The organism is Sporosarcina luteola, from assembly GCF_023715585.1.
Classification (GTDB): Bacteria; Bacillota; Bacilli; order Bacillales_A; family Planococcaceae; genus Sporosarcina; species Sporosarcina luteola_D.
In genome coordinates, this window is the sequence record NZ_JAMBOK010000001.1 from 1618658 (window position 1) to 1632809 (window position 14152).

At 37.0% G+C, this 14152-nt stretch carries 8 protein-coding genes and 1 pseudogene; all 9 read right to left on the reverse strand.

Features of this window, described 5'->3' with window-relative positions:
* Positions 1-644: 644 nt before the first annotated feature.
* The 9 genes and pseudogenes from M3193_RS08035 to M3193_RS08075 all read right to left on the reverse strand — a co-directional run bounded on the left by M3193_RS08035 (position 645) and on the right by M3193_RS08075 (position 14144).
* Positions 645-4127 (reverse strand): right-handed parallel beta-helix repeat-containing protein, encoded by a 3483-nt coding sequence (locus M3193_RS08035; RefSeq protein ID WP_251625985.1) that lies wholly within the window; start codon positions 4125-4127, stop codon positions 645-647.
* Between the two features lie 1431 nt (positions 4128-5558).
* The gene (locus tag M3193_RS08040) at positions 5559-6149 is read right to left on the reverse strand and encodes a transposase (RefSeq protein ID WP_251625988.1); all 591 of its coding nucleotides are present in this window, start codon (positions 6147-6149) and stop codon (positions 5559-5561) included.
* Positions 6142-6372, reverse strand: a complete 231-nt coding sequence (locus M3193_RS08045; protein WP_251625991.1) for a hypothetical protein — start codon at positions 6370-6372, stop codon at positions 6142-6144. The genes M3193_RS08040 and M3193_RS08045 overlap by 8 nt, the downstream gene beginning before the upstream one ends.
* Positions 6347-7060 (reverse strand): annotated as a pseudogene (locus M3193_RS08050) (ATP-binding protein). The gene M3193_RS08045 and the pseudogene M3193_RS08050 overlap by 26 nt, the downstream one beginning before the upstream one ends.
* A gap of 691 nt (positions 7061-7751) precedes the next feature.
* Complete coding sequence (gene galE, locus M3193_RS08055; RefSeq protein ID WP_251625994.1) at positions 7752-8747, reverse strand: UDP-glucose 4-epimerase GalE; 996 nt, start codon at positions 8745-8747, stop codon at positions 7752-7754.
* Between the two features lie 156 nt (positions 8748-8903).
* Positions 8904-10190 (reverse strand): hypothetical protein, encoded by a 1287-nt coding sequence (locus M3193_RS08060; RefSeq protein ID WP_251625996.1) that lies wholly within the window; start codon positions 10188-10190, stop codon positions 8904-8906.
* Positions 10191-10213: 23 nt separating this feature from the next.
* A complete protein-coding gene (locus tag M3193_RS08065) occupies positions 10214-11479 on the reverse strand; it encodes a lipopolysaccharide biosynthesis protein (protein ID WP_251625999.1) in 1266 nt (421 codons plus the stop codon).
* Between the two features lie 180 nt (positions 11480-11659).
* Complete coding sequence (locus tag M3193_RS08070) at positions 11660-12958, reverse strand: polysaccharide pyruvyl transferase family protein (protein ID WP_251626014.1); 1299 nt, start codon at positions 12956-12958, stop codon at positions 11660-11662.
* A gap of 85 nt (positions 12959-13043) precedes the next feature.
* Positions 13044-14144 (reverse strand): glycosyltransferase family 4 protein, encoded by a 1101-nt coding sequence (locus M3193_RS08075; protein ID WP_251626017.1) that lies wholly within the window; start codon positions 14142-14144, stop codon positions 13044-13046.
* Positions 14145-14152: the final 8 nt, after the last annotated feature.

Sequence of the window (14152 nt, forward strand, 5' to 3'; positions counted from 1 at the left end):
GGTACTCAAAATTACTTAAATAGACAAAACGTAACATTAGGGGACAATGTGAAAATTGAGGATGGAGTTGTATTAATTCCATACTCATAACGGTATCTAACAATTAGATTTGTATTGGAGGCAGATGACTTATGCAAAGCGTTTTGACAACAGACATATTCGGTTGGGAGGAGTGGAACTAGTTGTGAGAAATATGCCGTTAAAAAATATATTTTCTCTTACCCATATAGGGGTTCTCCTGTTTCAATTCATTCCACCGTTCGATTTGAATGTATTTGCTGCTGAAGAAGAATTGACAAAAAACCAGGTTCCCACTGTTAAGGAATCTGGTTTTGTTGTTGGATAATTTTAAAAAGCCATTTAGGAGATATCCTCTCACTAAATGTCCCTACACAGAATCCAAGATAAAAGCTTAACGCCTTCCCTCGGCCACTCTATTTTAATTAAGCTCTATGAATAGCTCCGTCACTCGACATTTTACTCGCTATCAAATGCTTTCTTAATACTCCTAATAAATTGAAGGGCACCAGGTTCTAGAACAACTCTGAATTCAATTAGAGCCTGGTACCCTAAATTATTGTTAATATGCACTTGTAGTGTATTGTCTACATTCAACCATACACAGGCACCTAAAACACACCTTCTCAACTCTCCAACAAAACCAAATCATCCATCGTAATTTCTTTTTCCAACGTAGGTTTCTCCTGCTCATTGCTCGCCACAGCCATTCGATAATCGACTTTACGCGTCATTTCTTTCGCGATCTTTTTCGCAAGACCCGCATTCCCGAAACTACTATCACGACGTGCATAAACCTCTTCATAGTGATTCACTAACGCACGCTTCGCTTCATCTGTCATTCCATACCCTTCGATATAAAGCTCAGTAATCTCCATTAATTCCTCTGGTGTATAATCTTCAAAATGGAGTGTTAGTCCGAAACGTCGGCGAAGACCAGCGTTGCTATCCAGGAAACGATTCATTTCATCTTCGTACCCTGCCGCAATGACTAAAAACTCGCCTTGTCGATCGGACATTTTTTTCAGCAACACTTCTACTGCTTTTTTCCCGAAATCATTCTCGCCACCACTCGCAAGTGTGTAGGCTTCATCAATAAACAACGCACTACCCATCGACCGTTCAATCTGCTGTGCTGTCAGCTTTTCCGTTTCACCAATATGACTGCCGACTAAATCGCTACGATCCACTTCAATCAGATCGCCTCGCGTCAACAATCCTAGCGCTTGATAAATACCCGCAAGTACACGGCCGACTTCCGTTTTACCCGTTCCCGGTTTACCGATCAACAACGTGTGATTCATCAATTTGTCCACAGAATGATTTTCGCGCCTGTAATATCTCATTAACTCAATCATTTCATCAATCTCAGCCTTCACCGTATCCAGACCGATAAACTGATGGAGTTCCGCACGTTTCTCAGCAAGCAAAACCTCATCAATCGGCACTTCAAACGTCTTCTCTTCACACTCTGACACCGCTTGGACAATATCTTCCTCTTCAAACGTCGTCAATACTTCTTCCGTCCATTGCTCACGCGGAAGTTTCGCAATTCTCATCGACTGCGCAAGCGCGATTTGATCGTAAAGCTTACGTACCATTCGGGCGTTACTAAATGTTTCATCACGCAGCCGATAGCGTTCAACGAACTCCTCATACACCGCTTGCTTCGCAGCAGGAGTCAGCGTATAGCTTCCTTCGCATTGCACTAAGAAGATTTCCAACAACTCATCCGGCGTATAGTCTTGGAAGGTGATCTTTTCCGTAAAACGATCTTTCAATCCAGGATTAGATGCAAGGAACCGATCCATATCTTCCGTATAACCCGCCGCGATAACAATAAATTCACCACGGGCATTTTCCATTGCGGGAAGCAACGTTTCAATGACTTTCTTACCGAAATCTTTACTCGAGTTGCCACTAGATACAAGCGTATACGCTTCGTCTATAAAGAGCACGCCGCCCATTGCTTCCTTAATAATCACTTTCGTACGTTCTTCTGATTCACCGACATGTGTGCCAACGAGATCCTCTCGCTCCACTTCAATTACGTGCCCTGTCTTCAAAAGACCTAGTTCCTTAAAAATCTGACCGATAAGGCGAGCGACTGTCGTTTTGCCAGTACCCGGATTCCCTTGAAAGACCATATGGGGAGCTACCATCGGGTTAACTTTCATGCCACGCTCTAATTTGAATTGATTAATCTCCGCCAAGTTTTTAAACTCTTGGATTTTGTTTTTCACATCTTCCAGTCCAATAAAACCGGTCAACGCATTCATCGTAACGTTCACTGCATCTGTAGTATTTGTGTCTACAGTCGAGGCACTTCCAGTACTACCGCCCAACTTACTCGTGATCGGCGGAATCTGTAAGTCCGTATTCGTCAGCACAGGAACGCTGTCATCCCAACGAACTAAATCTCCTGCCCGGTTTTCCTTAAATGAACAACCGTCAAGAACCGGAACCGAACGCTCGAGCCGCAGCCCAGCCTTCTTTCCATTCATCACTTGGACCGAATTGAATACAGCATTCGAACAATCTTGCAAGATGATTTGATCATCAAGATGGCCGTGTACGCGCGTTTCAGTCACTTCCGTACGCTCCACCTGACTGAATTCAATTCCTGACGATTGACCATCATAGATTTCACACTCCGTTATAAACACTTCTGCACATTCCGTTGCGCGTACTTGCGCTCGCTTATGATTGAACACAATCGTCCGTTCCAAAGAAACAACTACTTCAGGACCTGCAAGTATGCCGTTCTTATCGCCACTCGAGATTTTACAATCGGTTATTTCCGCTTTCGCCGCACCATTTACTAACACATTCGATCCTTTATGACCGAAGATAATGCAATTGGCTGCGGTCAACTCGGATTCTTTCGCGGATACCCCTGCACTATCTCCACTCTTCACTTCCGTCGCCGACAAATTGACGTCAGATTGGTCAGAAGCAAAAATCTGTACACCACGATGATGGCTAATCAAAGAATCCGATATGTTCACTTGACTACTCGTCGCGTAAACCCCTTTATTGTTTCCACTCTCAATTTCACAATCCCGAATCGTCAAAACGCTTTGATGAAACGCAGACATTTGCGTCAGCTGATTGTACTTCACTTCACAATCGATGAGTGTACAAGTCGAATTTCCAGACACAATCCCTCTAGACTTGCCCGATAGGATTTCTGTTTTCGTCATCAAAACGGTGCTCTGTTCGTTACACGTAATGTGGTCACCTGTTTGATTTTTAAAGAGGGAGTCTGCTAATTCAACTGCTGAACGACTGACGTTCATTCCTTCAGCTTCACCATTTTCAAACGTACTCGACTCGACTTCAATTTGGGATCCATTCATAACTGCCACATGCTCGAGTCGTTGGTTTTTAAAAGCACAATTTTTCAGAACACCCGTCGATTGATCACAATAAATCCCTTGGGCATGTCCAACGTAAAAATTCGTCGTTTCTACATCCATCGAACTGTCTTGTTCCAAACGGAGCTGAACCCCACGATTTCCGACGAATGAACTTTTGGTAATCGTTGCTCGACTCGTTTCAGACAAACAAAGGCCTTCTTCTTGCCCACTTAAAATTCCGGAACTCGCGATCGCGACTTCTCCCCCCGCGCGCACACGAATTTGCGCAGTCTTGATTGTGTCTTCCACGATGCATTCAAACAAAGACAATCGCCCTAAAACGTCAATTCCCTGTATGTTTTTTTGAAATGTCGAATTGCTTACAGATACTTTTGCAGCCGCCTCCACTCGCATAGCGACTCCTTGAATCTCAGAGAAAAGACAATGATGAAGCGTTGCATCTCCTGATTCGATATGTATACCACAGTCAACTGGACCAGTGCTTCCTCCAAAACTGATCGATTCGATACGCACTTCTTCAGTTGTCGCGATACGAACACTTCCAGTTACACGAACTGAACTAGCAACACTATCTGAACTTCGAAGAACGAGCAGCTTATCGATCGTTACATGTTCATCATAAATGCCCGTACCCACTTCCACGGTATCACCTGGCAGCGCGGCCATTACTGCAGCCTGAATGGTTTTATAGCTGGATGCACCGCGCCGTGATACTTGTATAATCGCCACGTATCTTCCCACCTTCCATTTGAACTTTAGCGTTTTTTCACTTTGTGTTTTTACAACCACTAGTAGTAATCGAACGAATGCTTCTATTCATTAAGTATACTAGCAAGCAGAGGGGCAGAGCAAAGAACTGCTCTTTTATAAAAGTACATAGCAAAAAAAGACAGATCCAGATGACTGTCTTTATAATTTCTCTTTTGTTAATCGCGTCATAGAGACACCGAATCCATGCAATCATCCCGCATAACTCAGTGAAAGATACCAGGTTCTGAAACAACTTTAAATTCAATGAGAACCTGGTACTCGAAATTCACTTTGGAAACATAAGACAACCATTAGCTTGAATAGAATGATAGGAAAGCGATAGTAAAACCGCAATATAATATTTTGTAGTTTTTAATAACCTTTATAGATATGATATCTATATTTACATTACCTAGTCCATTTGAATTCCCTGTAATTTAAACCGCTGTCGCTATATAAGAATGTGCCTGACTTAAAAGTGATCATGAATAAGTATGAACAAATACATTTACTTATCATATACCATTTTTAACCAACAGGCGAGATTGAGAATATGAAAATATCAACTGTCGAGATACGTGACAAATATGAGGTTTACTTTAAGGACAGATACGAAGCTGGATCAATTTCAGAAAGGATTGGAGCTCTATTTGATTATATTAAAGGTGAAGGGGGGCTAATTCAAGAAGTTGGGCGAAAGGATTTCAGGGTACTATTTATTGAGAAGCTCTGTCGCTCTATGTTTGGAAAGTTAGCTTAGAGAGGATATGATAAAAATGGATCTATTGATTTTCATTATTGGTGCTTCTGGTGAATTTATACCACATATTTATACACAGTTTTCTGTTGCGTTTAAGGTATCTTGGCAGAAGGTTCTATGTTCCTGTAGTTCCAGAAAACAAGTAATCCGGTCAAACTTAAATTTGTCGCTTTAATAATAAAAACATTTAAAAAGGTAATAAGAACAATCCCGAATACAATTAATGCCGGGACTTAGAACCATACCAGACTTGCAGGAACCATCCATATCGTACTCTTATACTCCTATTTTTTTGACAGGGTTATTTTTCATTAAGTTAGTTTGTCGACCCACGTTGAAACTTATAGATTAACTACTAATACACAATGTGTTGAATACTTTTTTATATTAGATTCAATTATATTTCCTGATATGGCAAAAGCCTTCTAACCGAAAGCGGTTAGAAGGCTTTTTTTCATATACAGTCATTGGAATAGGATTTTTTAAAGTCGGAACCAGGTTCTGGAACTATAAAAGGTACCTGGTTCTGAATCAATTCAGAATTCAATGAGAACCTGGAACCATAAACTAAAGGTACCAGGTCTAAAACAATTTGTAATTCAATAAGAATCTCGTATCATCGAGGAGGTTCACACCTTTAGGTGCGCCGTTTAAAATTCATTTCCAAGGTATTCTGAACCTTTTACTCCCCTTTCCCGACAATACCTCGCATATCCCCTCCCCGTCTTCTCCCACCCAACCGGCAATAAGGACGGCAATAACTTCAGATGTAAAAATACATGTGGGCTTTTCTGTTCATAAAAATAATATTGATAAGATGAATAGCTATATTGTTCCATCGAATCGACCATCGGCTCTTTCGTTTCAATGGGGTTCCTATGTATATACGATCCAACATTCAATAATCCGATTGGATCGACAATCTCTTTTGAGTAATATCTGTTTTGATAGATTTGACCAACGTAGTTGTATTTTTTGCGGTAATAGTCACTGTACCGACGATTAAGTCGCATCATAATTTTCCCAAGTGGCACGATAGGTGAACGTATCAGCAAGTGGACGTGGTTAGACACGATGCAATATGCATACAAATCGAATGGATATTTGCTATTTACAAAGTTCAGGTTCCTAAAATATTCATACATATCCCGTTCAGTATTGAATATGTTCTGTCGGTTGTTGCCCCGGACAATGATGTGATAGAAGCCGTTCGGATGCCACCCCCTCTTTTTATTAGCCACCTACAACCACCTCGGACTTATATCCATGAATGGCTGATGCTATCCGTAGATAATCTATCGCTTCTGAAATAGAAGCCTCGCTGATGGATTGTTCACCCACCAAGTCAGCAATCGTTCTTGCAATCCTGATCAGTTTGACCATTGTCCGATTGCTCCATCTTTCCTTGAAACAAATGGATTGGATGAAACGTTCCTGCTCATCCGACAGCATGGCTGCTGCCATTAGCTTGGATACCGGTACATTCCCATTTAAGTTGAACGGAGGAATATCGCTTCCTCTGTCTCTCCCATGCAGCAGTGACACGTTTACGGATGACAGAAGAGGACTCCACTTGGTTGTTATTAAATACGCCGACACTTTTTAACGTGAGGATAAAGTTGATCCTGTTCAATAAAGGTCCGGAAGCTTTCAACTGATAAGATGTAATTTGGGCAGGTGTGCAGGTGCAGTAGCGCTCATTGGACCCAAAATAACCGCACGGGCAAGGGTTTGTGGCCGCTACTAAAATGAAAGCAGAAGAGTACGTTACGGACTGCCTCAAACGATTAATGGTCACTTCCCCAATCTCCATCGGTTGACGAAGCATATCAAGCGCCTTCCTCGAAAACTCACCAAGTTCCTCCAAAAACAAAACCCCTTGGTGCGCCAGTGAAATTTCTCCTGGTCTAGGAAACTTCCCTCCACCAATGAGCGAAACGGAAGAAGCGGAATGAAGCGGGCACGGTACGGCGGTCGTTTCGAAAACCCTCTTTCTTCTTGTGCCAAATGATAAATTCCATAAGTTTCAAGCATACTTTCATCCGGATAAATCGGTCAGAATGGTGTGAAAAGAGTCCGCAAGCAATGTTTTCCCCCACCCCGGTGGTCCATTCAACAAAACATGATGACCTCCCGCGGCTGCAATCTCCATTTCGACAAGTAGCTAAATATTTTTACTGCCAATCTATGCATTTCCTGCTTGTCAAATACAATCCTAATTAATGAAGCAGTAATAATAACCTGGCACCGAAATCTAATTTTAAATGTTGCAGGAGTCGAGCCCCTTCCTAGACAAAAAAGACGAAGTTGATGTGCGGGTAATTGACGGCATTTTTTTCCGCGCATAGTGCTGATTTGCCTTCGCTACCCCCGTTTGAACATGACAGCGGTCCCCATTTACTTTTGTTGATAATTTGTTTCGTTCATAGCCATTTGATCCCCTTCCTTTCCCTACCACTAAAACGCTCAAACATGGTACCTTTATTGATAATCAAGGGTAAGAGAAAGAAATCTTCTTAGCTACGGAGTTTGGTCCAAGCGTGTAATTGAGGCAATGTGTGCCCATTCATTATACAGAGATATGAATTGGTAATCGCCTGTCGTTCGCTGGTACAATTGTTGGCATTTGGTGGTAAGAAAGATTTTAGAGATTGTACATTTCATCGGGCGTAATCAACCACTGACACCCAGATTGTTAGTTATTTGAATCCAAAATATACCGATACCTGCCAATACTATTAGATAAAGATTAATTGATCTAAGAGGATTCTTTCAAAAAGTGTATAGACCTATTTAATCATTACAAAAAACCGCCAGACCATTATGGCCCAGCGGTAATTTTTTTATTCCTTATGATTTTTCTCGAATCGCCAGGCATCTCGACACATCGCTATAAGATCACGTTTTGCAGTCCAACCTAGTTCTTGTTTTGCTTTTGAAGCATCTGCATAGCATAAAGCGATATCTCCAGGTCTCCGCTCTACGACCTCATAGGGAATTTTAATACCATTAGCTTCTTCAAAAGCTTTCACTAATTCTAGTACACTGGTTCCTTTTCCGGTTCCCAAGTTATAAACATGAACACCTTCAGTTAGATTTTCCAATGCCGCAACATGACCCTCAGCAAGATCTACTACATGAATATAATCTCGAATCCCCGTGCCATCCACCGTTGGGTAATCGTTTCCATACATACATAATTTCTCAAGTCTTCCTTTTGCTACTTGAGTAACATATGGCATAAGATTATTGGGAATGCCACTAGGTGTTTCACCAATTAAACCACTTTCATGTGCACCTACAGGATTAAAATACCGAAGGATTGATACTGAAAAAGCAGGGTTTGCGTTGGCGATATCAGTCAAAATACGCTCGCTCATAGCCTTAGTTTCACCATAAGGATTAGTTGTGGGTAGGAGAATCATTGTTTCTTCAAATGGCACCTTATTATCCCCGTACACTGTCGCTGATGAGCTAAAGATAAAACGATTTACACCATATTTCTGACAAGCTTTTGTAAGAACCATAGTACTTACTATGTTATTGTAATAATATTCTAGTGGATTTCTAACCGATTCATCAATTGCTTTAAGGCCGGCAAAATGAATTACACCATCTATATCATGATTAGAAAAAATGATGTCTACTGCTTCTTCATCGGTAACGTCTATTTCATAGAATGTTATTTCTTTATTTGTTATTTTCTTTATTCCATCTATGCTTTCTACCTTACTGTTACAAAGATTATCTGCAATTATTACGTTATGACCCGCTTCTTGTAAAGCAACACATGTATGTGAGGCGATATATCCTGCTCCACCAGTAACAAGTATGTTCATTACTGTCCCCCCATATTTTATCTAGGTACTGTAATTATACCTTTGTATCAACATAAATTCCGTAGAGCCTCACTTGAAGACTAGGCACCGACAACTACCAAATAAATTAATAAAAAGTGCTATACATTCGAATTTATATAGATGTTTTTAATACATTTAATTCTTATTTTTATTAAAAAGACTTTTGTTACGATATAAAGTAACAGTAGCAAGAATAAGTAAAATATAAAACATCTTGTATCTATGGCGAAGTGCTGTACCAGCATTAGATACTCCAATTCCAAATATAAATATAGTAGAGACAATCATTACTAATATACTTAATGTTAAGGGGTCTTTTTTAACTATTTTTTTATAGTTTATTATAGGATAAAGAAACATTAGTAAATAAACCAATCCGTCATATGCAAATGAAGTGATGTCTAGTATTCCTCTCCAATCCCATGGCAAAGGTGAACCAATAAAATAAATCATTTTAATTGGACCATAAATTAGAAAATCTACCGGAGAATCAATTGTTATTCCAGTTAAATATGATGACCCGCCTCTGCCACTTCCAGTCGCTATATTATAAACGTCATCGACATCCTCTGCATATTGTGTGAACTTACTAAGAAAAACCACATTTTCTATTGGAGCTAAGCTGATAAAACTCATTAATAAGACTAGTAATATAAATCCTACAAAAGACTTTGAAGAGAAAACAAGTTTCTTATGCCTGCGGCTATAAAAGATCAACATAAAAAAGTATCCTAATACTATTCCAATTACACCGGAATGAATCAATGAAGCTAGTAAGACTAGTATAGTAGAGAGAACAAGATATATGGCTCTACTATTTTTATACCATTTAATGAAAAATAAAAGAGATATAGTTACTAAAAACGCAATTATATTTTCTCTTAATAAGATACTTGAAAAAATGATTGCATGTGGTAAAAATAACATTATTATTAAACTAAAATTTTTAGTTTTCCCCTCAATATCCATTTCCGAAAAAATCTTTAAAACGATTAATATTATTGTAATGCCAAGCAAAACATTTATATACTGTCCTATAAGTCTATCCTCTGGTCCAATAAAAAAAACTATACCTAAAAACTTCGAATATACCCCACCATAAATAGTTTCGAATAATAAAGATAAGTCATTTGCAATTCTTAAGCCTGACATTAAAAAACCTTCAGTATCTCCTCCGCTATGGGGGAGCATGAATATGCCCCTGCCATAAATATCAAAAAACATACAAACCATTCTAATTGAAAAGCCGAGTAATAAAAATAGTGATATTATTTTAACACGAAACCTAGAAAATGCAATCAAGACAAATGGAATATTTATAAATATTAATATTATCGCTGCAAGTTCTTGATCCTCAATAGAATGTTTCAAAAAATGATATACTAATAATTCAATAAGGAATATAATCCATGCAGCCTTCAAAAAATATACACCTACTTTTAAACTTAATAATTCTCAGGATTTTTAGTTCTTTTTATTAATAGATAACTTATAAAAACCCCTCTTAAAATAAGCTGTACTATTTCAGCTATTATTAATGAATAAATAGCCCCGTTCATCCCATATAAAGGTATTAAAATAAACGATAATACACTAATAATACTCAAAGTAATACCGTTAATATATGGTTGAATAACAAACTTTCTTGTTGCTGATATACCTGTATCCAAAAAAACATTTGTATATTTGAAGATACCCATAACAGTAAATAAAAAGAATTCCTTATTAAGATATTTGTATTCCGTAGAATATACTTTTTCTAGTATTTCTCCTCCAAGTGTATAAACTATTAGTAATGCAATAATACCTAATATTAAAACCATAAAAATCATGTTTAATATTATTTTTAAAAACTCTTTTATTTTAGAGTTCTGATATAATGTTGACAGTCTTGGAAGAACGGCACTACTAATTGCCAAAACCACATTACTTCCAGCTACAATAATGTAAATAATAGCTGAATAAAATCCTAACATTTCAATTCCATGGTAATGTTCTATAACATATCTTGGAACATTGGAATTTAAGGAAGCAATTAACTGGGCAATTCCTAGAGGAATTGTTAATTTCAATATAAGTAATTGATGTTTCTTTCTAAAATTAATTGAAACTTCACCAAATATCTCACGAATAACCTTAAAATCATAAATAATTAGAGTTAGTAACCAGATTATCAATAATCCTATCGTTGATAATAATAAATCATTAGTGATCATCATAATAATTGTAAAAGCTATAAAGGATACTAGTCCCTTTATTATTCTTGACTTTGCAATTATATCTAATCTCTCGTGTTTTTGTAACTGACCATACAAAATATCACTAACTGATTCAAATGCTTTTGCAAAACACATAATAAATATTACTACACGCGTATAAGTATCAGTAGGATAAAAAATCGTTATAATAATTAATATTAATAAAGATACTATTGTTGCTATAATTCGGGAAGTATAATATTCATTAAAACCAAATTCATTATTAATATCAGAAGCTACTGCTACTCTCAAGTTTAATCTTGTTAATAAAACAACTGGTGCTGTTAAAGCTAGACTTAAAGTGAAAATACCAACCATTTCGGGGCTGCCATTTTTAGCAATTGCAATAACTAACCCCCACTGAGTAAGGGAATACACTAAACTTCCAAATACATTCCATAAAGAGTTACTTTTTAAGGATAAAGATTTTGTGTTTTTATTATTTACTCTCATCTACTTACCTCTTATTTTTATATCTTCAATTTACTAGTCATATCAACTCAAAAATATCTCCAAAACATACCCACGACTACATAGGTAATAATGTTAGTTGTAGGTATATACAAATAATTAATAAATTTGAAATTCTAAACCCTTAAAAAAAGAAATTTTCCAGGCTTTTAGGTCGATACATCATGTTTGCTTTTCTATCATTTTAGTTAGTTTTATATGGCTTTGGTTAATTAATTCTTTGCTTTTTGCCAGCTTTAAACAAACATGTTCTCTATTTTCATCTAAACTAGTAAAAGCTAGTTGCATCTTATCAAGGTCAAATTCGCTCATAGATATTGCGTATTCCGAGAGGCCTAAATCACGCATAATCCCTTGTCCTTTATTACCTCCATAGGTTATTGCAATAGATGGGATTTCTTCAGCAAGTGAAAATATCACTGAATGGAATCTAGTTCCAACAACGTAATCAAATTCACTATAGATTGCTTTTAAATCTCTACATGTATAATCTCTGTTAGAAATAATAGAAAATTCATTTTCAGGAATCTTTGAAACGATTTCAGATATACTAGTACCATCATTTTCGTGTGTAGTTTCTGAAAGGGTATGTTCAATAAAAACCGGAAAATATCCTTTGCTATATAGCCACTTAGAAAACATCGCCATACCATCAACGTAGTCTTTATATTTTTTAATTGGATTATCACTTCCTGGAAATCTATATGGTCTGGCTGTAATAGCAACAAGTTTCCTTTCTGGATGTTTTTCTCGGAGTATCCTTACCTCATGATTTTCTCTTTCTCTTTTATCTAATCCAAATCCTAAATCAGGATATAAATGTGCTTCTACACCTAGTTTCTCAAGCATCTCCTTTGAGATATCTTCTCTTACTGTAACTAACTTACACCTTCTTAATGCTTTACGTACTAGCCAAGCTACCCCAAGACCGTTAAAAGGACCAAAGGAGTTTGGCATAATATATACTGGCTTTCCTAATGACTGTGCTAGTAAAATATGAAATAACTGAAAGTAGACAGTATAGAAATCCGTAGGTTTACCAGCAGAATGGATGAAACCTCCACCTTTTACAAAACAGACTTCACTTTCTGTCATGATCTTTAATGTCTTCTTTTCATTATCAGACATAAATCGTGATACCATGCTTCTTGTTAACTTTGATAAAAGTAATAGACTGAAAATAAAGTCTAATATTGCGACAGATCCCCATTTAAGAACTAATTTTGTGTTGTATTCATTATTTTCCTTAGACTTAAACTTTCTACTTGGATGTTTGAGAATTGGACTCGTTAAACGTATTCCCTCAGCTTGGGACTGTTTTGTAGTTTCGTTATTGTCTGACAGTATATAGTACTCTCCCAAGCATTCAGCATTTTTGGCAACCTTAATCGTCTCCCAAACAAGAGCCTGGTCTCCCCTATTCAAGTCACCGCTACCTGGAAGAATTAAGTATTTTTTCATCTTTCCGCTCCTTTAATCTTATATCTTATCAAATTGTTGCTTTAACAAATCACACTCGATTTCAGACTATTAGCATACCATACCATTATTTATATATCATTTTAATTTTTTCTAATACGTTCGATAGTGAGTATTTTTGAATTCTTTTCTTGTTAGTCGTACCCATTTTGATTCTTATATTATCATCTTCAATAACTTTACTTATATGAATTGCTAATTGTTCAGCGTCAATTGGATTGAATAAGAAACTTCCTTCTTGATCGCTAATTAAATCCACGTTTCCTCTAATATCTGAGCAAATGACCGGCAGACCAGTAGCCATAGCTTCCATCATAGAAACAGGTAGGCCTTCTCTAAATGAAGGAAAAACAAACAAATCACTACTCTTACAAATCTCGGCAATGTCTGCTCTAAATCCTAACAAGTGAACTCTATCACCAACGTTCAAATCAGAAGCTAATATTTTTAATGCTGGCTCAATTGTACCCTTGCCACATATCACATAGTGTAAATTAGAATTATTGAGTTTTGCAAACGCTCTAATAACAACTTCGTGATTCTTATTTTTATTTAACTCACCCACCGATAGGATTGTGAATGCATCCTTTGGTACACCTATTTCATTTCTTTTTCTTAATTTGTCTACTTTTATATTCATAAATTTTTCAACTTCTAAACCCACGCCAGGAATATATTCAATTCTTTTTGCTTTTAGTTTTTTCTTAGCTCTTTCAAAGTCTTCCTTATTAATCGTTATTAATGTATCTGTATATTTTGAAAGCCACTTTTCAATGAAATAATACACGAACCAATTTTTTATGCTAGCTCCTTTATAAAAGTGAAATCCATGCGCTGTATAAAACACTTTCGTTTCTTTTATATTTTTACACACTAATCTTGTGACAAAAGAAGCTACTGGGGTATGTGTATGCACTATATTATATTTTCCATCGCTGATTATCTTTTTCAATTCCTTGTATGCTATTATATTTTTATTATTTAAAGGCGAACGACTAAAACTTATTTCGTGCACTTTACAACCGTACTTATATATTGTTTGGTCAATTGGGTTAGTTATGCAACATGCTATATCTACAGTATGACCCTGTTCTATAAGCATTCTGATATGAGGGATTAAGAAAGCATTTATTGTTCCTGATACTGTTGCTACATATAAAATTCTCATAATTTAAT